The organism is Escherichia sp. WS2035 (genome assembly GCF_046487065.1).
Taxonomy (GTDB): domain Bacteria; phylum Pseudomonadota; class Gammaproteobacteria; order Enterobacterales; family Enterobacteriaceae; genus Escherichia; species Escherichia coli.
In genome coordinates, this window is record NZ_JBJQKD010000001.1 from 489,254 (window position 1) to 514,798 (window position 25,545).

A 25,545-nucleotide genomic window follows, 5' to 3' on the forward strand; every position below is an offset into this window, starting at 1 on the left:
TTAGAGTTTAAAAGGGTTAGCAGTATATGAGCACCGAGGGATACAGGTATTAACCTGTAATGCTTAAAGTCAGGGAGACCTGTACGCTGGGGTGCCCTTTAGTCAGAAGACTAGCGGGCATTAAAGAAATGAAAGTCAAAACTATTACGATGGGCAAACTTCATGATATGGGTTGTCCGCCTTATATGAGGCATTAAGCGGTTATTATTTTCCATTTACCTTTACCTTTTTCTGTGTCAGTTGAAGGTAGGGTTATTCTATCCATGAAATGGCTATAATCTGTGAAGAAGATCAACAAAAAACGATCATATCCCAAATAATAAATCATTAATGATGAATAGCGCCATATTAGATGCTGTTTTGTTGTTTAAATGTTGCAATTTTGTGGGTTGTATTTTCATTAAGAAATTAAACCTGCCAAATAATAATTTTCGGGGCAGGTTTAATAATAAATTAATAATTATTTAAGCGTATTTATTGAATAATAATTCATGGCATAAACCGATACCCAATACCGGTTTCAGTAATAAAATGGCGGGGGCGGGCGGGATCTTGCTCCAGTTTTTGTCGCAGATGCCCCATATAAATACGCAAATAGTGGCTGTGTTCGACCGCGTTTGGTCCCCACACCTGATTGAGTAACTGGCGCTGGGTGAGCACTTTTCCGGCGTTGTTGAGCAACACTGCCAGCAGGCGGAACTCAATCGGGGTGAGATGCACCTCTTCCTCGCCCCGATGGATAACGCGGGCGGCTAAATCGACGGTAACATCGGAAAATTTCACCAGCGGATCGGGCGCGGCGGTGGCGGAGTGGCGACGTAAAGCGACGCGCAGACGGGCCTGCAATTCGCCAATGCCAAACGGCTTACTCAGATAATCATCCGCTCCGGCATCCAGCGCGGCGATTTTGTCGCTCTCTTCGCTACGTGCGGAAAGCACAATCACCGGCACCGCGCTCCACTGGCGCAGGTCGCGGATAAACTCAATCCCATCACCATCGGGCAGGCCGAGATCGAGAATAATCAAATCTGGCTTACGGGTAGCCGCTTCCAGCAAGCCGCGTTGCAGCGTTTCGGCCTCAAAGACGCGCATCCCATCGCCCTCCAGCGCCGTGCGCAGAAAGCGACGAATAGCCTGTTCATCTTCAACAATCAGAACGTTTGTCACATATCCTCATGAAATTCTTCAAGTTCAGGGGCTGTTTGCTGGGGAAGTGTAACACGAAAACAGGCACCACCTTCCGGTCGGTTGAATGCGGTAATGGTGCCGCCGTGTACATCCACTATCGCCCGACAAATTGCCAACCCAAGCCCTACACCCGGTACCGCCGACTCTTTATTCCCGCGAGCAAACTTATCAAATATCGTCTGCTCCTGGCCTGGTGGAAGACCGGGGCCGTTATCCCAGACATCCAGTTGTAGATTTTCGCCCTCGATGTGGGCATTGATACCAATTTCGGCCTGCGCCCCCGCATATTTCACCGCGTTCTCCAGCAGGTTAATCAGCACCCGTTCAAAGAGTGGCCCGTCAACGTGGATTAAGGTCAGCGGCTCTGGCAGAGAAAGATTGATGGGCGACGATAAACCCGGTTCCAGCATTTGCAGCGCGCTGCCGACCACTTCTTCCAGCGTTAACCACTCTTTCTTCAAATTAAAGCCGCCGGACTGAATTCGCGCCATATCCAGTAGATTATTCACCAGTCGGGTGGTGTTCAGCACATGCTGACGAATCTCGCTGGCCTGGCGGGCGTGGGGCGATCCTTCGCTTGCCAGATCGAGCGTTAAGATTTCTGCCTGACCGAACAGCACCGTAAGCGGCGTGCGTAAATCATGCGAAAGCGCCGCCAGCAGGGCGTTGCGGATCTGTTCACGTTCGCTTGCCATCCGCGCCTGTTCTTCGCTGGCGGTCAGTGTCAGTCGCTCAAGGGCATTGGCGACTAACAGCGTAAACGTCTCCAGCAGGCGCTGCTGTTCCGGGATCATCAACTGGCGCAGATTCCCCGGTTCCACCACCACCAGTCCGTAGGTTTTCTCGCCGCTTTTTAGCGGCAAAATCTGGTACGGTACACCGGGTAACGTGTCGGTGCCCGCGCCCGCAGGCAGGCCTTTATCAAAACTCCACTGCGCGATGGCATCGTCCCACGGCGTCATTCCTTGCGGATGTGTTAAAGGCTGCAATTTACCGTTGTCATCAGGCAGCAACACCTGGCTACGGGCATGAAACGTGGAGGCAATAAACTGTTCGCTGGTGGCGGCGATATCCTGCGAACTACGGCCCACAGCCAGAGCTTTGGACATTTCATATAAGTGCCGTGTGCGTTGTTCGCGGTAACGGGCTACCCGCGCCTGATAACGCACGCCAGCAGTAAGGTTCCCGATCACCAGCCCGACGGTTAACATCACCGCGAAGGTCAGCAGATATTGCACATCAGAGACGGCGAGCGTGCCGCGTGGGGCGATAAAAAAGAGATCGAAACTCACCACATTAATGACGGTCGCAACCACCGAAGGCCAGCGTCCGTAAAATAGTGCCACCACAACCACGCCAAGCAGATACAGCATCACCAGGTTGGCGGCATCAAACGCCATCAGCCACTGCATGGCAATTAAGGTGATAACGGCGCATAACGCGGCGGCAACCACGCATCCCTGAATCTGTACCCGCCACTTGTCTTTAAAAGAGCGGCTATCCGGCGCGTTATTAATCGTGCGGGCGGGTGGTTCATCAAGCGCGACCAGTACCTGATCGAGATCGGGGGCGATGCGCGCCAGCCGGTCAGCAAACGTTTCCCGACGCCACCAGCGGCGCGAGGCCGGGCGACCGAGAATAATCTTGCCGAGATTATGTTCACGGGCATAACGCACTACTGCTTTTTCTTCCGCTGGATCAGAAAGTGTTGCCGTCTCCGCGCCCAACTCCTGCGCCAGACGTAAGGCGCTGAGAATTGCCCGACGTTTTTTCTCCGGTAAGCGATGCAGGGCAGGGGTTTCAACATACACCGCGTGCCAGACACTGCCCAGGCGCGACGCCAGCCGCGCCGCCGCGCGGACCAGTTTCTCACTGCCGGTGTTATGCCCGATGCATAAAAGGATCGCGTCGCGCGTGTGCCAGACTTTCTCTTCGCCAGGATGCCCCCGCCACGCGCGCATTTGCTCATCTACGCGATCGGCAGTACGGCGTAGCGCCAGCTCGCGCAGGGCGATCAGATTGCCTTTGCGGAAAAAATGCTCAATGGCGCGTTCTGCCTGCCCGGCAATATAGACTTTGCCTTCTTTCAGTCGTTGGCGCAGATCGTCCGGGGGCAAGTCCACCAGTACTACGTCGTCGGCGGCATCGAAAAAAGGATCGGGCACGGTTTCCCGAACCTGAATTCCGGTTACGCCACTGACCACATCGTTCAGGCTTTCCAGATGCTGAACGTTGACGGTAGTGAAAACATCAATGCCTGCTTCCAGCAGCTCTTCGATGTCCTGCCAGCGTTTAGGATGACGAGAACCTGGCGCATTACTGTGCGCCAGTTCGTCCATTAAGATCAGTGCCGGACGGCGGGCGAGGGCGGCATCGAGATCAAACTCGCTGATATGCCGCCCACGGTACGCCTGGCGTTTCAGCGGCAGAACAGCCAGACCTTCCAGCATTGCGGCGGTATCTTTCCGCCCGTGGGTTTCTACCACGCCAACCACAATATCCAGCCCTTGCGCCCGCAGTCGCTGGGCTTCTGCCAGCATCGCCCAGGTCTTTCCGACGCCTGCGCAGGCACCGAAGAAAACTTTCAGCTTCCCCCGATGCGGCGCGGCAGTTTGTTCCAGCAGACGATCGGGGTCGGGACGTAAGGGTTCGTTATTCATCAAGCTTATCCAGCGCCAGATTGAGTTCTACAACGTTGACGACCGGCTGGCCGATATAGTTCACCAGCGGTTGTTGGCTGTATTTTGCGATCAGTTGCGTGAGCTGTTCAACGCTGAGATTACGCGCTTTCGCCACGCGTGGGATCTGCCAGGCCGCCGCTTGCGGGGTAATATTATTGTCCAGCCCGCTTGCTGACGCTGTCACCAGTTCAACCGGAACGCTCGTGCTGGCGTCCGGGTTAGCGGCCCGTAATGCGGCAACGCGTGCGGCTATCTGTTTATCCAGCACCGGGTTACTGACTGCCAGATTGCTCCCGCCAGAAGCCTGTGGATTATAGGGCATTTCTGCTGTTGCCGACGGGCGACCATGAAAATAGCCGTTGCCGGTAAAATTTTGCCCGATTAATGCCGAACCGCGCACCGTATCACCTTCACGAATCAATGAACCGTTGGCCTGCCAGGGAAACCACCATTGCCCCAGTGCGGTGGTCAGCAGCGGGTAAACGCCGCCAGTAATCAATAACAGAAAGAGAAATGTCGATAATGCCGGACGTAATCCACTCATGGTAAACCTCACACCAGACCGCAAACGGTTAGCAGTAAATCAATGACTTTGATACCAATAAACGGCACCAGCAGCCCACCCAGACCGTAAATCCATAAGTTACGGCGCAACATGGCAGAAGCGGTAAGCGGTTTATAACTCACGCCTTTTAACGCCAGGGGAATCAAAAAGACGATAATCAAGGCGTTGAAAATGACCGCACTGAGAATGGCGGAGTCGGGCGAATGCAGGCGCATGATGTTCAGCGCATTTAACTGCGGATACGTTGCCGCGAACGCCGCTGGAATAATGGCGAAGTATTTCGCCACATCGTTGGCAATGCTGAAGGTGGTCAACGAGCCACGGGTCATCAGCATCTGTTTGCCAATGTGCACCACCTCGATCAACTTGGTCGGGTTGGAGTCGAGATCCACCATATTGCCTGCTTCTTTCGCCGCCTGGGTGCCGGAGTTCATCGCCACCGCGACATCCGCCTGCGCCAGCGCCGGAGCATCGTTGGTGCCATCGCCGGTCATCGCCACTAAACGGCCTTCTGCCTGATACTGACGAATCAACGCCAGCTTGGCCTCCGGTGTTGCTTCGGCGAGAAAATCATCGACGCCCGCTTCCGCGGCAATCGCGGCGGCAGTCAGACGGTTATCGCCGGTAATCATCACCGTTTTAATGCCCATTTTACGCAGCTGGGCGAAGCGCTCTTTAATACCGCCTTTGACGATATCTTTCAGCGCAATAACGCCCAGCACACGAGAACCTTCCACCACCACCAGCGGCGTGGCTCCCTGACGCGCAACTTGATCGACTTTTTGATCAACATCGGCAGGGAAGTGACCGCCGTTAGCCTCAACATGGCGGCGAATGGCATCGACAGAACCTTTACGGATCATGCGGTTGTCGATGTTGATCCCGCTCATCCGGCTTTGCGCAGTAAACGGTACAAAGGTGGCATGGAGCGACTGCACATCGCGCTCGCGCAGGTTAAAACGCTGCTTGGCGAGGATCACAATACTGCGGCCTTCCGGCGTTTCATCAGCCAGCGAAGCCAGTTGTGCGGCGTCAGCCAGCGTTTTTTCATCCACGCCCTGCGCAGGGATAAACTCCGACGCCTGACGGTTACCGAGTGTGATGGTGCCGGTTTTATCCAGCAGCAGGACGTCCACGTCGCCCGCCGCTTCAACTGCACGCCCGCTGGTGGCAATAACATTCGCGCCCAGCATCCGACTCATCCCGGCGACGCCAATCGCTGACAACAGGCCGCCAATAGTGGTTGGGATCAGACAGACCAGCAGTGCCACCAGTACCGTTACGCTGACTGCATTACCGCCCCACGCGGAAAACGGCCACAGCGTGGCGGTTGCCAGTAAAAAGACGATAGTCAGGGCAATCAGGAGAATGGTCAGGGCAATCTCGTTCGGCGTTTTACGTCGCTGCGCACCTTCCACCATCGCGATCATCCGATCCAGAAATGTCTCGCCGGGGTTAACGCTGCACTCAATCACCAGCCAGTCAGAAAGAATACGCGTGCCGCCAGTGACGGAGGCAAAATCACCGCCGGATTCACGGATCACCGGAGCCGATTCCCCGGTGATGGCGCTTTCATCGACCGATGCGCCGCCTTCAATGACTTCACCATCGCAGGGGATAATATCGCCAGCTTCTACCAGTACGATATCGCCTTTACGCAGTTGATCGGCAGGAACTTTGTCTGCCACAGCGCCATATTTCGGTTCGCGCAGCTTGCGAGCAAAAGCGGTTTTTTTCACCCCTTTCAGACTGTTGGCCTGCGCTTTACTGCGGCCTTCTGCCAACGCCTCGGCGAAATTAGCGAACAGTACGGTGACCCACAGCCAGCCGCTAATTGCCGCGCTAAACAGCGCATTACCAGGCATCACACCGCTTGCCATCGCGATGCTAATACAGGTGGTCAGCAGACTGCCGATCCAGACGATAAACATCACCGGATTGCGCCATTGCGCCTGCGGGTTTAATTTTTTCACCGCTTCTTTCAGCGCCTGAACGACAAGTGTTGGTTCGAATAGCGCCAGTTGTTTACGACTCATATTCAGTGCTCACTCAATATCATCAGGAGAGATATTCCGCCACCGGACCAAGCGCCAGGGCAGGGATAAAGGTCAGTGCGCCAACCAGCAACACGGTGCCGATTAACAGGCCAACAAACAGCGGGCCGTGCGTTGGCAATGTGCCGGAGCTGGCGGGTTGGCTCTTTTTACTCACCAGCGAACCGGCAATTGCCATCACCGGGATAATCACCCCGAAGCGCCCGACAAACATGCACAACGCCAGTAAACAGTTCCAGAATGGAGAGTTGGCGCTTAATCCGGCAAAGGCGCTGCCGTTGTTGTTAGCGGCGGATGACACGGCGTACAGCACTTCGCTAAAACCATGCGGGCCAGGGTTGAGCATGGCGCTACGTCCGGCGTCGGTCATCATTGCCAGCGCCGCGCCCATCAGCACCAGCGTCGGGGTGACCAGAATCGCCAGTGCAGTCAGTTTCATCTCGCGTACGTCGATTTTTTTACCCAGATATTCCGGTGTACGACCAATCATCAGCCCGGCAATAAACACCGCCAGCAGGACAAACAGCATCATGCCGTAAAGGCCGGAACCGACGCCGCCGAATACCACTTCACCAATTTGCATCAACCACATCGGCACCATGCCACCAAGAGCGGTAAACGAATCATGCATCGCAATCACCGCGCCGCAGGAAGCCGCCGTAGTCACGACCGCAAACAGGCTACTGACCAGCACGCCGAAACGGCTCTCTTTACCTTCCATATTGATGCTGCTGTCCGCGCCGAGCGCCAGCAGATGAGGATTACCCTGAACTTCTGCCCACATCACTACGCCTACGCAGATGACAAAAATCACCGACATCGCCCACAGCAACATGCGCCCCTGGCGACGATCGCCCGCCACTTCACCAAAGGCAAAGCACAGCGCTGTTGGGATCAAGAAAATCGCCAGCATTTGCACGAAGTTGGTCAGTGCGGTTGGGTTTTCAAACGGATGCGACGAGTTGGCATTAAAAAAGCCACCGCCGTTAGTTCCGAGCATTTTGATCGCTTCCTGAGAAGCTACTGGCCCCATGGGTAACAGCTGTTGTGCTCCTTCAACGGTATTCACCGCCTGATAGGGCAGAAAGTTTTGCAGCGCACCTTGTTGAATAAAAAACAGTGCGATCAACAACGCCACAGGGACTAGCACCCATAACGTGATGCGTAGCAGATCGACCCAGGCATTCCCGAGTGTGCTCATGCTCTGGCGGGTAAATGCACGAATGAGGGCAAAAATCACCGCAATCCCGCTGGCGGCAGAAAGAAAGTTTTGTACCGTTAAGCCCGCCATCTGGCTGAAATAGCTCAACGTGGTTTCACCGCTATAAGATTGCCAGTTGGTATTGGTGACAAAGCTGACGGCGGTATTGAGCGCCAGATCCCACGACAGCCCTGGCAACTGCTGTGGATTAAGCGGCAGATAGTGCTGACCGAGCAACATAAAAAACAGCACCGCCAGCCCCAGTATATTCAGGCCAAGAATGGCTGAGAGATACTGCTTCCAGTTCATCTCGCGGTCAGAGACGCCAAGCGCGCTAAAGAGTACGCGTTCAACGCCCGTCGTACCAGGAAGAGGAATATCATTAATCAGCCGCGCCAGCCCGCTACCTAAGGGACGCGCCAGCACCATTAATACCAGTAAAAACGTGGCAATCAGTAAGAACCCTTGCGCAGCCATCAGAATGCCTCCGCATTGATCAGGGCATAAACCAGATAACCCAGTAATAAAAACACCAGCAACACGCCGGTTATCACGCCTGCACTCACAGTGCACCTCCAGTGGCCTAAAAGTGATACCGGAAGGGTAGAGTTCTGGCTGCAAAGATTTCGCAAAAATCTGCGGGCGTGGTGTAAAAAAAGTATAAAAATGGCAAAAGCAATGATTTAACTAATGTTTAGTATTAATTTAACTTTTATGTAACTTAATTACACGGTGAATATAAATAAACCATCAATAAGCAAAAATAAGTGGTCGGATGAGTAGTAAAATTACACAAACAGCGGTACTATTTTCATCAGATAAACGAATTCATTTTTCCGGTGCTATTCACCGGGTAGATACAAAAGGGGGAGAAAAGTATGGAACTCTACAAAGAATATCCTGCATGGCTTATCTTTTTACGCCGTACTTGTGCGGTTGCAGCGGGCGTTCTGGCGCTGCCTTTCATGCTTTTCTGGAAAGACCGCGCCCGCTTTTATAGCTACCTGCACCGCGTCTGGTCGAAAACCAGCGATAAACCGGTGTGGATGGATCAGGCCGAAAAGGCAACCGGTGATTTTTACTGATTGCCAAACATGACGTTTAAAGAAAACCGCCGGTGGAAACGCTGGCGGTTTTCTTTTTTCGGCGTCTACACTTACTCCTGTAAACCGTTCAGGAGCAGTAATGAATCAACAACTTTTTGATGACAGCACCCTTATCCGCATTTTTGCTTTGCATGAGTTACACAATCTCAAAGATCGAGGACTAACGCGCGGGGCGCTTCTCGATTATCACAGCCGCTATAAACTCGTCTTTCTGGCGCATTCTCAGCCGGAGTACCGCAAACTTGGCCCGTTTGTGGCTGATATTCACCGGTGGCAAAGTCTGGATGACTATTACAACCAGTACCGCCAACGCGTGATTGTTTTGCTTTCTCACCCTGCCAACCGGCGTGATCATACTAACGTTTTGATGCACGTTCAGGGATATTTTCGCCCACATATTGATTCCACAGAACGCCAGCAGCTGGCGGCGCTTATCGACAGTTATCGCCGTGGCGAGCAATCGCTTCTTGCGCCGCTGATGCGTATCAAACACTATATGGCGCTTTATCCTGACGCCTGGCTTTCAGGGCAGCGTTATTTCGAACTTTGGCCGCGTGTGATTAACTTGCGCCATGCAGGAGTTTTATGACTACCCATCTGGTCTGGTTTCGCCAGGATTTACGTCTGCACGATAATCTCGCACTGGCTGCCGCCTGCCGCAATTCGTCTGCACGCGTGCTGGCGTTGTATATCGCTACCCCACGCCAGTGGGCGGCGCATAATGTGTCGCCGCGTCAGGCTGAACTTATCAATACACAACTTAATGCGCTGCAAAACGCGCTGGCGGAAAAAGGTATTCCTTTATTGTTCCGTGAAGTGGATGACTTTGCCGCCAGCGTCGAAATAGTTAAACAGGTGTGCGCGGAAAACCGCGTTACTCATCTTTTTTATAACTATCAGTATGAGGTAAATGAGCGGGCGCGGGATGTGGAAGTTGAAAGAGCGCTGCGTAACGTGGTGTGTGAAGGATTTGATGACAGCGTGATCCTGCCGCCGGGGGCGGTGATGACTGGCAATCATGAGATGTACAAAGTCTTTACGCCTTTTAAGAATGCCTGGCTGAAACGGCTGCGGGAAGGGATGCCGGAGTGCGTCGCTGCGCCAAAAGTACGTAGTAGTGGAGCGATAGATCCCGCGCCATCCATTACGCTGAATTATCCTCGTCAGTCTTTCGATACTGCGCATTTCCCGGTGGAAGAAAAAGCGGCGATTGCGCAATTACGCCAGTTTTGCCAGAACGGTGCCGGAGAGTATGAGCAACAACGAGATTTTCCGGCAGTAGAAGGCACCAGTCGTTTGTCCGCCAGCCTGGCAACGGGCGGGTTATCGCCTCGCCAGTGTTTGCATCGCTTGTTGGCGGAACAGCCGCAGGCGCTGGACGGTGGAGCCGGTAGTGTCTGGCTTAGTGAGCTGATCTGGCGCGAGTTCTACCGCCATTTGATGACGTATTATCCTTCGCTGTGTAAACATCGTCCGTTTATTGCCTGGACGGATCGTGTACAGTGGCAAAGTAATCCCGCCCATTTAAAGGCCTGGCAGGAAGGCAAAACGGGATACCCGATTGTCGATGCTGCCATGCGTCAGCTTAACAGCACTGGCTGGATGCATAACCGGCTACGGATGATTACAGCCAGTTTTCTGGTGAAAGATTTGTTGATCGACTGGCGCGAAGGCGAGCGATATTTCATGTCGCAGCTGATTGATGGTGATTTGGCAGCTAATAACGGTGGCTGGCAGTGGGCCGCTTCTACGGGTACTGATGCAGCGCCGTATTTTCGTATTTTCAACCCGACAACTCAGGGCGAGAAATTTGACCGCGAAGGCGAATTTATCCGCCAGTGGCTACCGGAGCTGCGCGATGTACCGGGGAAAGCGGTGCATGAGCCGTGGAAGTGGGCAGAGAAAACAGGTGTGACGTTGGATTATCCGCAACCGATAGTCGATCACAAAGAGGCAAGGCTGCGAACGCTGGCAGCGTACGAAGAAGCGAGGAAAGGAGCCTGATAAAACGCAGCGAGCGTTTTATCAGGCATGGTGCTGGCTTATTAAGACTCCAGCGCCAGCGCGCGGTTTCTGAACTTAAGCGCCTGATACAGCCAAATCATCAGTACCAGTCCTACACACGCCAGTGCGCCCCAGGTAATTTGATCAAATACTTCAATATATGCATTGATGGAGTAGTTGATCGCCCCGGAAGCATCAAACGAAGCCTGCGATGTCTGATCGGCAATCACGCCCGCCAGATAGTTCGCAATCGCGCCGGAAAGCAGCATATAAATGCCGGTTAATACGCCGGTCACGCCGGGGATTTCAATGCGCGTAATCTGCGACATAGCAACCGGGTCGATAAACAGTTCCGCAAAGCCCATCACCGCCAGGCCTAACACCATCAGTGGCAGAGAAGAGTGACCATACATTGCGGACCAGCGGGCGCTTAAGGTCAGAATGCAGAATCCGGCGCTCATCAGGCCAAGGCCAAGAGCAAATTTTCCCCAGATGCGCACGGTACGATTACCTGCGACGCTTTCTTTAACCACCCACGCCAGGAACACACCGCACAGCATAACTGCGAAGGCATTAATCGACTGGAACATAGCAGTCGGAACGGTATAACCAAACATATCGCGGTTAACGAAGCGGTCGATATAAAGGCTAATCGAGCTACCCCCCTGTTGTGCGAATGCCCAGAACAACATGCTGAAGAAGGTGAGGGTAACAATCAGCCCCAGCTCCTTACGCTGTTTTTGGTTTTCTGCTTTGCGATAAATTTTTGCCAGAACCCCAAGGCCAATGATCGTCGCGACAATCAAGGCGTATACCGACCACTCTTTCCAGAACAACACGGTAATCAGCGCAGGCGTTGCCACCAGCAGAACCAGTAGCCATCCCCAGTTGGGCAGGAGAAAGTTTGTCGCACGCAGTACCTTTTTGTTAACGCCGCGGGTATGTGTGAAATGACGATTGCCACATAAGAAAATGACCAGACCCGCGATCATACCCACCGCTGCCAGGCCAAAGCCCATCGCCCAACTGTACTCTTCCTGGGCGAAACCACAGGCGATAGGTGCGATAATAGACCCCACGTTACCCGCCGCATACATCAGCGAGAAACCGCCATCACGACGTGGATCGGTTGGCTCATACAGCTCACCGAGCAGGCAACTGACGTTGGATTTAAACAGACCATAGCCGCAGACGATAATCGCCAGGGACAGATAGAGGAATGACGGATGGATCTCACTGGCACCCAGCACCACATGACCGATCGCCATCAACAACGCCCCCAGCATCACCGCCATGCGATTGCCGAGAACTTTATCCGCCAAAAAGCCACCGAGGATTGGCGTGACATATACCAGCGAACAGTAGGCGCTAAATAACTCGTAGGCGTGATTATCGCTATATTTTAGTTGATTGGTGAGATAGAGGATCAGCAGGGCACGCATGCCGTAAAAGCTAAAATATTCCCAGATTTGCAGCGCAACGACATAGTAAATAGCGCGCGGTTGTGATGCGTGTTTATTCATAATAATTCCACAATTGACTGCAACGTCACGTAATAGTTGCGCGGCGTGCTTGTGTTTCCTTAAAGTTAAAACTTTGATACAGATCTGATTATTTATGCAATATGCTGTCTGATTGCATAAATATACATTAGCTGAAGCGTGATGATATAAACAATTTGCGTCTTTTGGCGTCGGGTTTGTTTCTTAATATGTCAAAAGATTGGCTATCGACGAACAGGCGAGGTAACGCTATGTTAACGGTGTAGCTATCAGAATACGGAAGGCGCGAAGATGAAAAACACCGAACTGGAACAACTGATTAACGAAAAACTGAACAGCGCGGCGATTAGTGATTACGCGCCGAATGGTTTGCAGGTGGAAGGCAAAGAGATGGTGCAAAAAATTGTTACCGGTGTAACTGCCAGCCAGGCTTTGCTCGATGAGGCAGTGCGTCTGGGCGCGGATGCGGTCATTGTGCATCATGGCTACTTCTGGAAAGGTGAATCTCCGGTCATTCGCGGAATGAAGCGTAACCGTTTAAAAACGTTGCTGGCGAATGATATCAACCTGTATGGCTGGCATCTGCCCCTGGACGCGCATCCGGAGCTGGGTAATAACGCACAGCTGGCGGCGTTACTGGGGATCACGGTCATGGGCGAAATTGAGCCGTTGGTGCCGTGGGGCGAACTGACCATGCCTGTGCCGGGACTGGAACTGGCCTCCTGGATTGAAGCGCGTCTGGGACGTAAGCCGTTATGGTGTGGCGATACCGGACCTGAGGTGGTCCAGCGCGTCGCCTGGTGCACGGGGGGTGGGCAAAGTTTTATCGATAGCGCCGCGCGTTTTGGCGTGGATGCTTTTATTACTGGCGAAGTTTCTGAACAGACCATTCATTCAGCCCGCGAGCAGGGATTGCATTTTTATGCTGCGGGTCACCATGCCACTGAACGCGGTGGTATTCGCGCATTGAGCGAGTGGCTGAATGAAAATACCGATCTTGATGTGACCTTTATTGATATTCCTAATCCTGCATAACGAATAATCAGAGGGATCGAAAGTGCAACGAGCGCGTTGTTATCTGATAGGTGAAACGGCGGTAGTACTGGAACTGGAACCGCCGGTGACGCTGGCTAGCCAGAAACGGATCTGGCGACTGGCACAGCGTCTGGTGGATATGCCGAATGTGGTTGAAGCCATTCCTGGCATGAACAATATCACAGTGATTTTGCGTAATCCTGAGTCGCTGGCGCTGGATGCCATAGAGCGTTTGCAACGCTGGTGGGAGGAGAGTGAGGCGCTGGAGCCGGAGTCTCGCTTTATTGAAATTCCGGTAGTTTACGGTGGCGCAGCCGGACCGGATTTGGCGGTGGTCGCGGCGCATTGTGGATTGAGCGAAAAACAGGTTGTTGAATTGCACTCCTCCGTGGAATACGTGGTCTGGTTTTTAGGTTTTCAACCGGGCTTCCCGTATCTCGGGAGTTTGCCGGAACAACTACACACGCCACGGCGCGCTGAACCGCGCTTGCACGTTCCGGCAGGTTCTGTCGGGATCGGCGGGCCGCAGACCGGTGTTTATCCGCTGGCAACGCCGGGTGGCTGGCAGTTGATTGGTCATACCTCACTCAGCCTGTTTGATCCGGCGTGTGACGAACCCATCTTATTACGTCCGGGAGACAGCGTGCGCTTTGTACCGCAGAAGGAGGGAGTATGCTGAAGATTATTCGTGCGGGCATGTACACCACCGTGCAGGATGGCGGCCGTCACGGCTTTCGTCAGTCTGGTATCAGCCACTGTGGCGCACTGGATATGCCTGCGTTACGCATTGCTAACCTGCTGGTGGGTAATGACGCCAATGCCCCCGCGCTGGAGATCACGCTCGGTCAGTTAACGGTTGAGTTCGAAACTGATGGGTGGTTTGCTCTGACGGGTGCCGGTTGCGAAGCGCGGCTGGATGATAATGCCGTCTGGACCGGCTGGCGATTGCCGATGAAAGCAGGCCAGCGTTTAACGCTTAAACGCCCGCAGCACGGGATGCGCAGTTATCTGGCGGTCGCGGGTGGTATTGATGTTCCGCCGGTAATGGGATCATGCAGCACCGATCTCAAAGTGGGGATTGGCGGGCTGGAAGGCCGTTTACTGAGGGATGGTGACCGACTCCCGATTGGCAAAGCGAAGCGTGATTTTATGGAAGCGCAGGGCGTTAAACAGCTGCTCTGGGGCAACCGCATTCGCGCCTTGCCGGGGCCGGAATATCATGAGTTCGATCGCGCCTCGCAGGATGCATTCTGGCGTTCGCCCTGGCAGCTTAGCCCGCAAAGTAACCGCATGGGCTATCGCTTACAGGGGCAAATTTTAAAACGCACCACCGATCGCGAACTGTTATCTCACGGTTTGTTGCCGGGCGTGGTGCAGGTGCCGCATAACGGCCAGCCGATTGTATTGATGAACGACGCACAGACCACCGGTGGTTACCCGCGTATTGCCTGTATCATTGAGGCTGATATGTACCATCTGGCGCAAATTCCGCTCGGTCAGCCGATTCATTTTGTCCAGTGTTCACTGGAAGAGGCACTGAAAGCGCGGCAAGATCAGCAACGTTATTTCGAACAATTAGCGTGGCGGCTGCACAATGAAAATTGACCTGAACGCCGATCTGGGCGAAGGCTGCGCCAGCGACGCAGAGCTATTAACGCTGGTTTCCTCTGCCAATATTGCCTGTGGATTTCATGCAGGAGATGCGCAAACCATGCAGGCTTGCGTGCGTGAAGCAATAAAAAATGGTGTCGCGATTGGCGCTCACCCGAGTTTTCCCGACAGGGAAAATTTTGGTCGCAGCGCCATGCAGCTGCCGCCAGAAACCATTTTCGCCCAGACGCTGTATCAAATTGGCGCGCTGGCAGCGATTACCCGTGCGCAAGGCGGCGTAATGTGTCATGTCAAACCGCACGGCATGTTATACAACCAGGCGGCGAAAGAGGCACAACTGGCAGACGCTATCGCCAGAGCGGTATACGCTTGCGATCCGGCATTGATTCTCGTCGGGCTGGCAGGAAGCGAGCTGATTCGTGCAGGCGAACGATATGGCCTGGTAACGCGCGAGGAAGTGTTTGCCGATCGTGGTTATCAGGCAGACGGTTCGCTGGTGCCGCGAAGCCAGCCAGGCGCGTTGATTGAAAACGAAGAACAGGCGCTGGCGCAAACGTTGGAGATGGTGCAACACGGCAGAGTCAAAAGTATCACCGGCGAATGGGCAATGGTCACGGCGCAAACGGTCTGCCTACATGGCGATGGCGAGCACGCACTGGCGTTCGCCCGCCGATTACGAGCTACATTTGCTGAAAAGGGGATTGTTGTCGCAGCATAACCCCGCTTAATAAAGAATGAAAAAAGGATATCACCATGCCTGAAGGCCCGGAGATCCGCCGTGCAGCGGATAACCTGGAGGCGGCGATCAAAGGCAAACCACTAACTGATGTCTGGTTTGCCTTCCCGCAGTTAAAATCTTATCAATCACGACTTATCGGTCAACACGTTACCCATGTGGAAACGCGTGGTAAGGCGTTGTTAACTCATTTTTCCAACGACTTAACGCTCTACAGCCATAATCAGCTTTACGGCGTCTGGCGCGTGGTTGATACCGGCGAAGAGCCGCAGACCACGCGAGTATTGCGGGTAAAACTGCAAACGGCTGACAAAACCATTCTGCTTTATAGCGCCTCGGATATTGAGATGTTGACTCCGGAACAACTGACCACGCATCCGTTTTTACAACGCGTTGGTCCCGATGTGCTGGATCCGAATCTGACGCCGGAGGTGGTAAAGGAACGATTATTGTCGCCGCGCTTTCGTAACCGTCAGTTTGCTGGATTACTGCTCGATCAGGCGTTTCTGGCAGGACTTGGCAATTATTTGCGGGTGGAGATCCTCTGGCAGGTTGGGTTGACCGGAAATCATAAAGCGAAAGATCTCAATGCGCCGCAACTGGATGCACTCGCACACGCGTTACTGGATATTCCGCGACTTTCTTACGCTACGCGGGGGCAGGTGGATGAAAACAAATATCATGGGGCGCTGTTTCGCTTTAAGGTTTTTCATCGTGATGGCGAACCTTGCGAACGCTGTGGCGGCATCATTGAGAAAACCACGCTGTTATCGCGCCCGTTTTACTGGTGCCCAGGCTGCCAGCACTAGGCCGAACGCTTCGGCGCATAGGTTGAAATAAACCGTGCGATGGCAGGCCCCGTCAGCAAAATACTGAACAGGCGCAGGGTTTGCATCGCAATGATGAGCGCCATATCGGCATTGCTCCCTGCGGCGATGACCGCCACGGTATCAAGCCCGCCGGGGCTGGTGGCGAGGTAGGCGGTCATAAAATCAATATGCATAAACCGGGTCAGCCCCCACGCCATGCCCGCACAAATAGCCAGCAGAGCAAAAATCGACAGCAGGATTTGCGGTAGCGGGCGCAATGCCCGCAGTAATATTTGCTTATCGAAACCAAGACCAATCCGCCAGCCAATTGCCATATATGCCATCGCCAGCAGCCATTCCGGGAGTTCAATCGTGATGAGCTGACCAGACTGGAGCACTGCGCCCGCCAGCATCGGGATGAGCATCGTGCCGGAAGGAAGACGTAGCAAGCATCCCGCCGTACCGGCAACGACCGCGAGCAAAATCGTAAGCAGGAGATTAATGCTCACTGGCGGGAACCAGACGATCTGCTGGTTAACCGCTTCAGCGTTATCGCCCAGCATCATGCGGGTGACCAGAACAGCGGCTCCTGCGACGAACAGCACTCGCAGATATTGCATAAACGCCACCAGGCGAATATCTGCGCCGTAATCTTGCGCCATTGCGACCATTGCCGCCGCGCCGCCAGGAGAAGAACCCCAGGCCCCGGTATTCCCAGGCAGTGAGCTATAGCGCACCAATAACCAACCCACGATGGCGCTGGAAAGCAGCGTCACCAGTAAAATCGCAAGCACGATCGGCCAGTTGACGGCCAGCGTGGTGAGAATCGAACCAGTGAGGTTTTGTGCAATCATGCAGCCAAGAATGGCTTGGGCAGCGAGAAAAGCGGAGCGGGGAAGTTGCAGAGTGACTCCGTGCATACTGAAGATGATCCCCGCGATCATCGGGCCAAGCAGGAGTGCCGCCGGGAGATGTAAAGCGAGGAAGCCAATAGAAAGGAGAAGTGACAGAACACATAACATTCCCCACTGTAGCACTGGCATCCGTCACTCCCTGTTTAACTTACCTTTGGTGTATCGATACAGCATAAAGAATGCGCCTCAACGAAAAAATAGCGGTAATCAAGAAAAAGACAGATTTTGGCTAAAGGGCGTATTAAGTACCGTTGTCTCCCTCTCGTTTGTAAAAGAGGGAAGAGTAAACGATTGAACTGAGATAAGTCTTATGACGAGGAATTATTGATCAGTGCACTGACCGGGCTGTCGAAGTGTGATTTCATGGCTTGAGTCGCCGTTTCGACATCCCTGGCACACACAGCATCGCAGATTTTCTGGTGTAGTGTGATGATGTGATTGCCATACTCTTTCTGATCGCTTTGGGCGTTTAAACCCTCCTGGATGGATTGCCGCAACTGCTGATGTAATGCCTGCAATAACATCATAAAAAGCGGATTTTTTGAGGCAACGGCAAGTAACTGATGGAAGCGGATATCATGGGTGATAAAGCTTTCAACATCATTGAACTGTTCGCGGATTTTTGCCATTTCAGCCCGTAGGTTAGCAAAATCTTCCTCTTCGCCATTACGGGCAGCAGCTTCCACAACGCCCAACTCCAGCCAGCGGCGTACTTGAAGAATTTGCTCTGTTGTCACTTGTTCGGTCGCCAGGGCAAATCCAAACACCACGCGCAGCACTTCATCATCAAATTTTTTGATTCGTGGCACTTTACCGCTGTGCGTTTCCAGAATCCCCAGGGCGGCAAGTGAACGATAGGCCTCACGCACAATACCCCGACTGACACCCAATTTCTGAATCAGCTGAACTTCACTGGGAACTGGCATCCCCGGTGTCAATTTTTGTTCGGCGATCAGATTAAGAATATGATTTTTGACCTGTGACGATAACGTTACGCTGGTCAATAACGCACTCTCACTCATTTTTACTCCTGTTGTACTTTTTCCTGGTCGGTGAAATCCAGAATACCGGGACTGTATCCTTCATATTTTCCTCCAGAACCCTTGATTATCAATAGACTACTGCGCCTGTGCGCCCGCCATGCAGTGCGAATCAAAGACATATTGTGTGAAAGAGTGGCGAAGAAATAGTAAATACACAACTTTTTCGTGACGCCCTTCGCAGTATTGTGCGCTTTTTCTCCTTACCCTGTAAACCTGTTAAACAGGCTTACAGGACGAAAATAATGTGGAAGAGTGATAACGAACTTTTTGCTTTGATGAAAACCCGGCTATTTACCGCCGTGGTTGGCGATATTCTCGACACGCTGGGCTATATGCACCAGTTTGTTTCTCCGGCAATCAAGCCGCTGGATGTGAATACGGTGGTGGCAGGCCGGGCAATGCCGGTGCTGGAGTCGGACGTTTACGAAACCAAATCGACGTCGGGTAAGACGGCGATTGGCGAAAAACCGTTTGGCATCATGTTTGAAGCGCTGGATGCCCTCAAAGAGAACGATGTTTACATCACTACGGGCAGCTCTCTGCGCTATGCCTTGTGGGGCGGGTTGATGTCTACCCGTGCCATGCATCTGAAAGCAGCAGGTGCGGTACTCGATGGTTACGCCCGTGACTCTGCTGAAATTCTTGAATTGAAATTTCCCACTTTTTGTCATGGCACTTACGCACAGGATCAAGGTCCGCGCGGCAAGGTCATCGACTTCGGCGTACCTATTGAATTTCACGGCGTGCGAGTGAATCCGGGCGATATCGTGTTTGGTGATCGTGACGGATTACTGATTATTCCCCAGGTTGTTGAGAAAGAAGTTATTACCCAGGCCCTGGAAAAAGTGGCAACTGAAAGTGAAGTGCGCAAAGCCATCAGTGATGGCATGAGCACGGTACAGGCCTTTGAAACCTTCGGCGTAATGTAAGGAGAGCAATGAATGAAGGCATTAACCATTGAGCAGGGAAGTCAGGCGCGATTTGTTGATATCCCCGAACCTGTCTGCGGTAAAGGAGAAGTGCTAATCAATGTTGAGCGTGTCGGACTGTGTGGTTCTGACCTCAATACCTGGCGGGGACTAAATCCGCTGGTTAATTATCCCTGTATTCCGGGGCATGAAATTGGCGGCACGGTGCTGGCAACTGGCGATATGGCAGGGGCGATCAAGCCAGGTGACCGGGTGGTCGTTCTGCCTTGCACTGAGTGTGGCGTGTGCAGCTCCTGTCTGAGCGGTCGTCCTAACGCCTGTAAAAACAACCAAACTCTTGGTGTGCAACGTCAGGGGGGGATGGCGCAACAACTGACGATGCCTGCACATAAAGTCATTGTCTGTAATGCCTTAAGTGTTGATGAGTTAGCGCTGGTAGAACCGCTGGCCGTGGGACTACATGCGGCCAGACGTGCGCAAATTAATGTGGGTGAATGGGTCGCAGTTATCGGTTGTGGGGTAATTGGCCTTGGCGCTATCGCCGCGGCATCCGCCATGGGGGCGCGCGTAATTGCTATCGATATTGATGATCGCAAGCGGAACATTGCCCTGGAATGCGGTGCGCAACGTTTTCTTAATTCGCAGCAATGTGACGTGGCGGCAGAACTGGTGCTGTTAAATGACGGTCGCGGCCCGGAAGTGGTGATTGAAGCGGTGGGTAATCAACAAACCATTGAACAGGCTACAGGGTTGGTGGCGTTTAGCGGTCGTGTGGTTTATGTCGGTTACGCCAAACAGCCAGTGAGTTATCAGAGTGCGCAGTTCCTGATGAAAGAACTGGATATCCGTGGTTCGCGCAATGCCACCGTGGCGGATTTTCGTGCCGTGCTGGCATTGATGGAGTCCGGGCGTTATCCGGTCAGCAATCTGGTGAGTGCTCACTACCCGCTGGAACAGGCTGATCACGCTTTTAGCGACTGGGCAAGTGATCCCGGCGCGTATACCAAAATCCTCATTGACCTTTAAGGAGCGACACCATGAATGCTTTTTCTTTACATAACAAAACCGCGTTGATCACCGGTGCAGCCAGTGGGCTGGGGCTGGCAATGGCGAAATGCATGATAGTCAGCGGGGCGAAGGTCATTATTGCTGACCTGAACGGCGAGCTGGCGCAAGCGACCGCCGGAACATTGGGGTCGCAGGCCAGTTGGATACAAATGGATGTCGGGGATACCGCAGCCGCGCAGGAAAAAGTTGATGTGCTTATTAGCGAACACGGGGCTATCGATATCCTGGTCAATAACGCAGGCAATCACTGCAAAAAACCGATTGAAGAGATGAGCGTCAGTGATTTTGAGTCAGTACTCGACGTTCACGTAGTCGGCGCATTTGCGTTAACCAAAGCGCTGGTGCCGCATATGAAACAACGCGGTAAAGGCTGTGTGCTTTTTACTGCATCGATGACCTCATTTCTTGGGCAGCCTCTGGTTACTGGCTACAGCGCAGCGAAGTCAGCCTATCTCGGCATGATTCGCGGTATGACCACGGAGCTTGCCGTTCATGGGATTCGCGTCAATGGTATTGCGCCAGGCTGGATCGATACACCAATGTTGCGTAAGGCCATTGAAGGTGATGACGAACGCCGTAACAAAATCCTGGGTCGTACCCCGATGAAAAAATTCGGCAAGCCGGAGGATATCGGTTGGGCTGCGGTTTATCTGGCTTCAGACGCAGCGGCGTTTGTCAGTGGTCAGGTGCTGGTGGTGGATGGCGGCGCATTGATCGGCTTCTGATGTACGGAGGAATTATGCGCAAACGTGCGTTAAAGCTACATGCCAAAGATAACTGTGTAGTCGCGCTGAATGACATCGCCAGTGGCGATATTGTCTGGTGGGATGAGGGGGAAATGGTGGCCTGTAGTTCCGTTACCCTGGGGCACAAACTGGCCTGCGAAGCGCTGAACAATGGTGATTCGATTCTGAAATACGGCGCCATTATCGGACACGCCACTCGCGATATTGCCATGGGTGAACATGTGCATTCCCATAATCTTGCCAGCAATGCCATCGCCATTTTTCATCATGATGATGCCGGCTATCAGTCAGAGGAAAAAGCATAATGGAAGGTTATGTACGGCAAAATGGTCGACCAGGTATTCGTAATACTGTGCAGGTAATCTTTATGGTGGAGTGTGCCAGCCATGTCGCTAAAAAGATTGCCGAAGGATTTCCTTGTCACGACGTGCAGTATTTTGGTTTTTCAGGTTGTTATCCCAGCGATTATGGCTATCGGCTGGTGAAAAATCTGGCGACTCATAGCAACGTAGGTGGTGTACTGATTATTTCGCTGGGGTGCGAGAATTTCGATCGCCGTCGGCTGGAGCAAGAAGTACGAGAAAGTGGGCGACCGTGCCATACGCTGGTCATTCAGGAAAATAAAGGCACGACCAACACCATTACTCTGGGTAAGCAGTTGGTCGCTGAAATGCTGGAACAGCTTGCGGATACACCGCGTTGTATCCTGAACTGGAGCGACCTGGTGGTTGGTACTATCTGCGGTGGCTCCGATGGCACCAGTGGTATCACGGGTAACCCGGCAGTAGGACGTGCCTTTGACCAACTGCTGGAGAAAGGGGCTACCTGTATTTTTGAAGAAAGCGGTGAGTTGCTTGGTTGTGAGCAGCATATGATGTCGCGCGCGGCTAGTTCGCAGGCACGTGATGCCATCGAAGTGGCAATGACAAAAGCCGAACGTTATTACAGTTTGATGGGGCTGGGGAGTTTTTCTAACGGTAATGCTGAAGGCGGCTTAACCACTCAGGAAGAAAAATCCCTTGGGGCTTATACCAAGTCGGGCGATGCGCTGATTGCTGGCGTTATTTTGCCGACGCAACAAACGCCCTTTCCTGGGCTTTGGTTGATGGACGTGGTGCCTGATGGTGAACCTCGTTTTGGGTATCCGAATATTAACGATTCCTCAGAAGCACTGGAACTTATCGCCTCTGGCTGTCATATGGTGTTATTTACCACAGGTCGCGGTTCAGTTATTGGTTCAGTGATCGCTCCTATTATTAAAGTGTGTAATAACCCGCAGACGTGGGAGCATTTATCTGACGATATGGACGTTAATGCCGGTCGTGTAATTAGCGAAGGCGCAACGCTCGACGATATTGCAGACGATATTATGCAGGTGATTGAACATGTCGCCAACGGTCAATATTGTGCCGCAGAACGACTGGAACATCAGGAGTTTGTTTTAACGTATAAAGCATTTGATTACAGCAAAAGTGCAGTCTGTCGGGCAGATCCCCGTTAATCGATAAAGCTCTTACAGGTAATAATAATGAAAAAATTACTGACACCACTTTTATTTCTTTTAGCTTTATTTAGTCCGATGCTGAATGCCGCACCGGTAACTATCAAAATCGCCTATGAAAGTAACCCCGGCGAGCCAGCGGATACAGTAGTGAAGCACTGGGCAGAACTTGTGAAGAAAAAAAGCAATGGAGATATTGTTTTCGAACTTTACCCAAGTTCACAGTTAGGTTCTAAACAAGATATTACTGAACAAGCGTTGATGGGGATGAATATTATCACCATCAGTGATGTAGGATTTTTAACTGACTACGATGCAGACTTGGGAATATTGTTTGGGCCTTATTTAACCGAAGATCCGCAGAAACTGTTTGCGATTTATGCCAGTGACTGGTTTAAACAAAAAGAACAGAAACTACGGGAAAAAGGTGTGCATATTGTCATGAGCAACTATCTGTACGGTACCAGGCAGATCATTGCTAAAAAACCGATTCGTACACCTGAAGACTTGAAAGGGATGAAGATCCGCGTGCCGAATAACGTCATGCAGATTAAAGCTATCGAAGCGATGGGCGCAACCCCAACACCAATGCCGCTGGGAGATGTTTATCCGGCGCTGACTCAGGGGATGATCGATGGTGTGGAAAACCCGGTTTCTGTTCTCTATGGGCAAAAGCTGCATGAGCAGGCGAAATATCTGTCAATGGTGAACTATCTGACCAATACATCATTATGGTTGGGTGGCGAAGCGTTTTTCAGTACCCTGACACCTGCGCAGTTAGATATTATTCACCAGACAGCGTATGAAGCTGGTTTATATAGCCAGAAAATTACCACTGAGCAGGATGCGACAATGTTGAAAACCATGCAGGAGCAGGGCGTGGAAATCATCTATCCTGACGTCGCCCCTTTCAAAGAAAAAGCCTTAAAAGTCTATCAACAATTCCCGGAATGGACCCCTGGTTTGTATGACACTATTCAGCAACAGCTGAAATAACTTCATGGCATAAGGACTGGTCGGTGTTTCGGCACCGACCGTTAAGAGCAGAGGTGTTTATGCGTCTTTTAGGGAAAATGATTGAAGTTGCTGCGGTATTAACGCTCTTTATATTGGTAATCATGACCATTGCTGCGGTAATAATGCGTTACTGTTTTCATATGCCATTACAGTGGACAGAAGAGGTTTCCGGTTTATTAATGATTTGGGTAGTCATGTTTGGTGCGGTTGTTGCTGAACGAGATAATACCCATTTATCGATTCCATTTTTAGCCGATGCACTTACTTCACGCGGGCAACGTATATTAGCGTTTTTAGTCTCTCTGATGTCTATTATTTTGCTGGTGGTCATGGCCTGGTCAGCATGGAAATTAGCTGCCGGGACAGCCTTTAAAACCACGCAAATATTAAAAATATCCTGGTTTTGGATCGATATTGCCGTCACGGTTGGCGCTATCGGTGTCGCCTGTTTTACTGCCTTACAACTGATCAAGAAAACGCCACGCAAGGAAGGTGAATAATGACAGCATTGAGTGAATTACTGGCGGGAAGCTGGCTGGATAACTGGCTGATGATCATTCCGCTTATGTTCGTCTGTTTATTTATCAATATGCCGGTATGGCTGGCGATGTTTTGCGGCATTCTGACCTACTTCCTTTGCTATTCAAATGTGCCGTTAATGGTGGCAATTCAGCGTTTGATTGCCACGACGCAAACCCCTTCGCTGTTAGCTATTCCGTTTTTTATCTTATTAGGCACGTTAATGAGCTATACCGGTATTGCCGCGCGTATTTTGCAAATTGCCAACGTGTTGATTGGCAGAATGCGCGGTGGCCTGGGTGGGGCTAATATTCTGGTCAGTACCATGATGGGCGGTGTCAGTGCCTCAAATCTGGCGGATGCCGCAATGTTATCGCGCATGATGGTGCCGGAAATGGAACAGAAAGGTTATTCCCGTGGCTTTGCGGCGGCGATAACGGCAAGTGGTTCGCTGATTACACCAATTATTCCACCGGGTATTGCACTGATCCTTTACGGACTGGTGGCGGATGTCTCCATCGGCTCCATGTTTATGGCCGGGATCCTGCCAGGTCTGCTGTGCTCCGCCATGTTGATCGTTACCGTATGGTTGGTGGCTATTCGTCGCGGTTTAAAACCTTCCAGCGAACACTGGCCAAAACCGAAAGAAGTGTCAGTGGCGCTGGTGCAGGCCTGGCCAGCACTGTTCTTAATTGTTGCGGTTATCGGTGGTATTCGGGCAAATATCTTTACGCCAACGGAAGCCGGAGCGGTAGCAGTATTATTGGTAATGTTTATTGGTTTTGTAATTTATCGCGAACTGAAAATCAGCCATGTATTTACAGCACTCTCTGAGACGGCGCGTTCCACGGCATCGGTCATGTTAATCATTATGGCGAGTGCCGCGCTGGGCTGGATATTTTCCCTTGAGCGGGCAGGTATCACGGTTGCGGAGTTTGTAACTTCTCTGACCGATAATAAATACGTCTTTTTATTGATTATCAATCTATTGCTGCTGGTGCTTGGCATGTTCCTTGAAGGTAGTGCCATTCTGCTGATATTAGTCCCATTACTTAAACCCGTGGTGGCTCATTTTGGCATTGATCCGGTGCATTTTGGCATCATTATGATCCTCAACTTATCGTTAGGAACGTTATCACCACCTGTCGGAACGGTGATGCTGCTGGTATGTAATACCGTACAGGTTTCTGTCGGGCAATTTATGCGTGAAGCGGTGCCATTACTGATCAGTCTTATTTTACTTCTGTTGGTCATTACCTATATTCCGGCAATATCTTTGCTGCTGGTGTAGAATTAAAAACCCTGCGTGTCCACGC

Annotated in this window: 27 protein-coding genes; 16 read left to right on the plus strand and 11 right to left on the minus strand. The window is 52.2% G+C overall.

Annotated features, from left to right (window positions below; genetic code table 11):
* Positions 1-110 precede the first annotated feature (110 nt).
* The 8 genes from speFL to kdpF all read right to left on the minus strand — a co-directional run bounded on the left by speFL (position 111) and on the right by kdpF (position 8,255).
* The gene (gene speFL, locus ACJHX4_RS02385) at positions 111-215 is read right to left on the minus strand and encodes a leader peptide SpeFL (RefSeq protein ID WP_001312672.1); all 105 of its coding nucleotides are present in this window, start codon (positions 213-215) and stop codon (positions 111-113) included.
* Positions 194-328, minus strand: coding sequence for a hypothetical protein (locus ACJHX4_RS02390; protein ID WP_001295874.1), 135 nt, complete (start codon positions 326-328; stop codon positions 194-196). The genes speFL and ACJHX4_RS02390 overlap by 22 nt, the downstream gene beginning before the upstream one ends.
* 161 nt (positions 329-489) lie before the next feature.
* Positions 490-1,167 carry a two-component system response regulator KdpE gene (gene kdpE / locus ACJHX4_RS02395; RefSeq protein ID WP_000186068.1) on the minus strand — a complete coding sequence of 226 codons (678 nt, stop codon included), beginning with the start codon at positions 1,165-1,167 and terminating at the stop codon, positions 490-492.
* Positions 1,164-3,848, minus strand: coding sequence for a two-component system sensor histidine kinase KdpD (gene kdpD / locus ACJHX4_RS02400; RefSeq protein ID WP_001295875.1), 2,685 nt, complete (start codon positions 3,846-3,848; stop codon positions 1,164-1,166). Before kdpD ends, kdpE begins: the two co-directional genes overlap by 4 nt.
* Entirely contained in the window at positions 3,841-4,413 is a 573-nt protein-coding gene (gene kdpC, locus ACJHX4_RS02405; protein WP_001295876.1) for a K(+)-transporting ATPase subunit C, read from the minus strand. The genes kdpD and kdpC overlap by 8 nt, the downstream gene beginning before the upstream one ends.
* Positions 4,414-4,421: 8 nt before the next feature.
* Complete coding sequence (gene kdpB, locus ACJHX4_RS02410; protein ID WP_000088001.1) at positions 4,422-6,470, minus strand: potassium-transporting ATPase subunit KdpB; 2,049 nt, start codon at positions 6,468-6,470, stop codon at positions 4,422-4,424.
* A 22-nt stretch (positions 6,471-6,492) separates the two neighbouring features.
* Positions 6,493-8,166, minus strand: a complete 1,674-nt coding sequence (gene kdpA, locus ACJHX4_RS02415) for a potassium-transporting ATPase subunit KdpA (RefSeq protein ID WP_000741157.1) — start codon at positions 8,164-8,166, stop codon at positions 6,493-6,495.
* Positions 8,166-8,255, minus strand: a complete 90-nt coding sequence (kdpF, locus tag ACJHX4_RS02420) for a K(+)-transporting ATPase subunit F (RefSeq protein ID WP_001272653.1) — start codon at positions 8,253-8,255, stop codon at positions 8,166-8,168. The genes kdpA and kdpF overlap by 1 nt, the downstream gene beginning before the upstream one ends.
* 312 nt (positions 8,256-8,567) lie before the next feature.
* On the opposite strand from kdpF, the gene ACJHX4_RS02425 reads away from it, so the two are divergent.
* From ACJHX4_RS02425 to phrB, 3 genes are all read left to right on the plus strand, one after another.
* Positions 8,568-8,774 (plus strand): YbfA family protein, encoded by a 207-nt coding sequence (locus tag ACJHX4_RS02425; RefSeq protein WP_000424788.1) that lies wholly within the window; start codon positions 8,568-8,570, stop codon positions 8,772-8,774.
* A 100-nt stretch (positions 8,775-8,874) separates the two neighbouring features.
* Positions 8,875-9,384 carry a YbgA family protein gene (locus ACJHX4_RS02430; RefSeq protein WP_001075784.1) on the plus strand — a complete coding sequence of 170 codons (510 nt, stop codon included), beginning with the start codon at positions 8,875-8,877 and terminating at the stop codon, positions 9,382-9,384.
* The gene (phrB, locus tag ACJHX4_RS02435) at positions 9,381-10,799 is read left to right on the plus strand and encodes a deoxyribodipyrimidine photo-lyase (RefSeq protein ID WP_000207133.1); all 1,419 of its coding nucleotides are present in this window, start codon (positions 9,381-9,383) and stop codon (positions 10,797-10,799) included. The genes ACJHX4_RS02430 and phrB overlap by 4 nt, the downstream gene beginning before the upstream one ends.
* 41 nt (positions 10,800-10,840) lie before the next feature.
* Here the strand turns inward: phrB and dtpD are convergent, their stop codons facing one another.
* Positions 10,841-12,322 (minus strand): dipeptide permease DtpD, encoded by a 1,482-nt coding sequence (gene dtpD, locus ACJHX4_RS02440; protein ID WP_001032722.1) that lies wholly within the window; start codon positions 12,320-12,322, stop codon positions 10,841-10,843.
* A gap of 270 nt (positions 12,323-12,592) precedes the next feature.
* On the opposite strand from dtpD, the gene ybgI reads away from it, so the two are divergent.
* Genes ybgI through nei form a run of 5 tightly spaced genes read left to right on the plus strand, consistent with a single transcriptional unit; the run spans position 12,593 to position 16,492 of the window.
* The gene (ybgI, locus tag ACJHX4_RS02445) at positions 12,593-13,336 is read left to right on the plus strand and encodes a radiation resistance protein YbgI (RefSeq protein ID WP_000798857.1); all 744 of its coding nucleotides are present in this window, start codon (positions 12,593-12,595) and stop codon (positions 13,334-13,336) included.
* Between the two features lie 22 nt (positions 13,337-13,358).
* On the plus strand, positions 13,359-14,015 hold the full coding sequence (gene pxpB / locus ACJHX4_RS02450; protein ID WP_001188329.1) for a 5-oxoprolinase subunit PxpB: 657 nt from the start codon (positions 13,359-13,361) through the stop codon (positions 14,013-14,015).
* The gene (gene pxpC, locus ACJHX4_RS02455; RefSeq protein WP_000912730.1) at positions 14,009-14,941 is read left to right on the plus strand and encodes a 5-oxoprolinase subunit PxpC; all 933 of its coding nucleotides are present in this window, start codon (positions 14,009-14,011) and stop codon (positions 14,939-14,941) included. The genes pxpB and pxpC overlap by 7 nt, the downstream gene beginning before the upstream one ends.
* Positions 14,931-15,665 carry a 5-oxoprolinase subunit PxpA gene (pxpA, locus tag ACJHX4_RS02460; RefSeq protein ID WP_000687120.1) on the plus strand — a complete coding sequence of 245 codons (735 nt, stop codon included), beginning with the start codon at positions 14,931-14,933 and terminating at the stop codon, positions 15,663-15,665. Before pxpC ends, pxpA begins: the two co-directional genes overlap by 11 nt.
* A 35-nt stretch (positions 15,666-15,700) precedes the next feature.
* Positions 15,701-16,492: an endonuclease VIII gene (gene nei, locus ACJHX4_RS02465; RefSeq protein ID WP_001531488.1), complete on the plus strand. Its 792-nt coding sequence runs from the start codon at positions 15,701-15,703 to the stop codon at positions 16,490-16,492.
* Here the strand turns inward: nei and ACJHX4_RS02470 are convergent.
* Together ACJHX4_RS02470 and ACJHX4_RS02475 are read right to left on the minus strand one after the other, a co-directional pair.
* Positions 16,489-17,535 (minus strand): AbrB family transcriptional regulator, encoded by a 1,047-nt coding sequence (locus tag ACJHX4_RS02470; RefSeq protein WP_001144717.1) that lies wholly within the window; start codon positions 17,533-17,535, stop codon positions 16,489-16,491. The genes nei and ACJHX4_RS02470 overlap by 4 nt on opposite strands.
* 179 nt (positions 17,536-17,714) lie before the next feature.
* Entirely contained in the window at positions 17,715-18,428 is a 714-nt protein-coding gene (locus tag ACJHX4_RS02475) for a FadR/GntR family transcriptional regulator (protein ID WP_000004202.1), read from the minus strand.
* A 263-nt stretch (positions 18,429-18,691) separates the two neighbouring features.
* Between ACJHX4_RS02475 and ACJHX4_RS02480 the strand changes: the two genes are divergently transcribed.
* From ACJHX4_RS02480 to ACJHX4_RS02515, 8 genes are read left to right on the plus strand one after another with little or no spacing between them, the layout of a single operon-like run.
* Positions 18,692-19,378 (plus strand): RraA family protein, encoded by a 687-nt coding sequence (locus ACJHX4_RS02480; protein WP_000265973.1) that lies wholly within the window; start codon positions 18,692-18,694, stop codon positions 19,376-19,378.
* 12 nt (positions 19,379-19,390) lie between these two features.
* Positions 19,391-20,404 carry a zinc-binding alcohol dehydrogenase family protein gene (locus ACJHX4_RS02485; RefSeq protein WP_000646085.1) on the plus strand — a complete coding sequence of 338 codons (1,014 nt, stop codon included), beginning with the start codon at positions 19,391-19,393 and terminating at the stop codon, positions 20,402-20,404.
* A gap of 11 nt (positions 20,405-20,415) precedes the next feature.
* Positions 20,416-21,171, plus strand: coding sequence for an SDR family NAD(P)-dependent oxidoreductase (locus ACJHX4_RS02490; RefSeq protein ID WP_000991076.1), 756 nt, complete (start codon positions 20,416-20,418; stop codon positions 21,169-21,171).
* Positions 21,172-21,185: 14 nt separating this feature from the next.
* Positions 21,186-21,497 (plus strand): UxaA family hydrolase, encoded by a 312-nt coding sequence (locus tag ACJHX4_RS02495; RefSeq protein WP_001295877.1) that lies wholly within the window; start codon positions 21,186-21,188, stop codon positions 21,495-21,497.
* A complete protein-coding gene (locus ACJHX4_RS02500) occupies positions 21,497-22,693 on the plus strand; it encodes a UxaA family hydrolase (protein ID WP_000399432.1) in 1,197 nt (398 codons plus the stop codon). Before ACJHX4_RS02495 ends, ACJHX4_RS02500 begins: the two co-directional genes overlap by 1 nt.
* 27 nt (positions 22,694-22,720) lie before the next feature.
* Positions 22,721-23,689 (plus strand): C4-dicarboxylate TRAP transporter substrate-binding protein, encoded by a 969-nt coding sequence (locus ACJHX4_RS02505; RefSeq protein ID WP_000735581.1) that lies wholly within the window; start codon positions 22,721-22,723, stop codon positions 23,687-23,689.
* A 59-nt stretch (positions 23,690-23,748) separates the two neighbouring features.
* Positions 23,749-24,210, plus strand: coding sequence for a TRAP transporter small permease (locus ACJHX4_RS02510; RefSeq protein WP_001237779.1), 462 nt, complete (start codon positions 23,749-23,751; stop codon positions 24,208-24,210).
* The gene (locus ACJHX4_RS02515; RefSeq protein WP_000126143.1) at positions 24,210-25,520 is read left to right on the plus strand and encodes a TRAP transporter large permease; all 1,311 of its coding nucleotides are present in this window, start codon (positions 24,210-24,212) and stop codon (positions 25,518-25,520) included. The genes ACJHX4_RS02510 and ACJHX4_RS02515 overlap by 1 nt, the downstream gene beginning before the upstream one ends.
* Positions 25,521-25,545: the final 25 nt, after the last annotated feature.

Coding starts and splice junctions, on each gene's coding strand:
- speFL (WP_001312672.1), bottom strand. CDS start 215: ATGGAAAATAATAACCGCTTAATGCCTCATATAAGGCGGACAACCCAT.
- ACJHX4_RS02390 (WP_001295874.1), bottom strand. CDS start 328: ATGATTTATTATTTGGGATATGATCGTTTTTTGTTGATCTTCTTCACA.
- kdpD (WP_001295875.1), bottom strand. CDS start 3,848: ATGAATAACGAACCCTTACGTCCCGACCCCGATCGTCTGCTGGAACAA.
- kdpC (WP_001295876.1), bottom strand. CDS start 4,413: ATGAGTGGATTACGTCCGGCATTATCGACATTTCTCTTTCTGTTATTG.
- kdpB (WP_000088001.1), bottom strand. CDS start 6,470: ATGAGTCGTAAACAACTGGCGCTATTCGAACCAACACTTGTCGTTCAG.
- kdpA (WP_000741157.1), bottom strand. CDS start 8,166: ATGGCTGCGCAAGGGTTCTTACTGATTGCCACGTTTTTACTGGTATTA.
- ACJHX4_RS02425 (WP_000424788.1), top strand. CDS start 8,568: ATGGAACTCTACAAAGAATATCCTGCATGGCTTATCTTTTTACGCCGT.
- ACJHX4_RS02430 (WP_001075784.1), top strand. CDS start 8,875: ATGAATCAACAACTTTTTGATGACAGCACCCTTATCCGCATTTTTGCT.
- phrB (WP_000207133.1), top strand. CDS start 9,381: ATGACTACCCATCTGGTCTGGTTTCGCCAGGATTTACGTCTGCACGAT.
- dtpD (WP_001032722.1), bottom strand. CDS start 12,322: ATGAATAAACACGCATCACAACCGCGCGCTATTTACTATGTCGTTGCG.
- ybgI (WP_000798857.1), top strand. CDS start 12,593: ATGAAAAACACCGAACTGGAACAACTGATTAACGAAAAACTGAACAGC.
- pxpC (WP_000912730.1), top strand. CDS start 14,009: ATGCTGAAGATTATTCGTGCGGGCATGTACACCACCGTGCAGGATGGC.
- pxpA (WP_000687120.1), top strand. CDS start 14,931: ATGAAAATTGACCTGAACGCCGATCTGGGCGAAGGCTGCGCCAGCGAC.
- nei (WP_001531488.1), top strand. CDS start 15,701: ATGCCTGAAGGCCCGGAGATCCGCCGTGCAGCGGATAACCTGGAGGCG.
- ACJHX4_RS02470 (WP_001144717.1), bottom strand. CDS start 17,535: ATGCCAGTGCTACAGTGGGGAATGTTATGTGTTCTGTCACTTCTCCTT.
- ACJHX4_RS02475 (WP_000004202.1), bottom strand. CDS start 18,428: ATGAGTGAGAGTGCGTTATTGACCAGCGTAACGTTATCGTCACAGGTC.
- ACJHX4_RS02480 (WP_000265973.1), top strand. CDS start 18,692: ATGTGGAAGAGTGATAACGAACTTTTTGCTTTGATGAAAACCCGGCTA.
- ACJHX4_RS02485 (WP_000646085.1), top strand. CDS start 19,391: ATGAAGGCATTAACCATTGAGCAGGGAAGTCAGGCGCGATTTGTTGAT.
- ACJHX4_RS02490 (WP_000991076.1), top strand. CDS start 20,416: ATGAATGCTTTTTCTTTACATAACAAAACCGCGTTGATCACCGGTGCA.
- ACJHX4_RS02495 (WP_001295877.1), top strand. CDS start 21,186: ATGCGCAAACGTGCGTTAAAGCTACATGCCAAAGATAACTGTGTAGTC.
- ACJHX4_RS02500 (WP_000399432.1), top strand. CDS start 21,497: ATGGAAGGTTATGTACGGCAAAATGGTCGACCAGGTATTCGTAATACT.
- ACJHX4_RS02505 (WP_000735581.1), top strand. CDS start 22,721: ATGAAAAAATTACTGACACCACTTTTATTTCTTTTAGCTTTATTTAGT.
- ACJHX4_RS02510 (WP_001237779.1), top strand. CDS start 23,749: ATGCGTCTTTTAGGGAAAATGATTGAAGTTGCTGCGGTATTAACGCTC.
- ACJHX4_RS02515 (WP_000126143.1), top strand. CDS start 24,210: ATGACAGCATTGAGTGAATTACTGGCGGGAAGCTGGCTGGATAACTGG.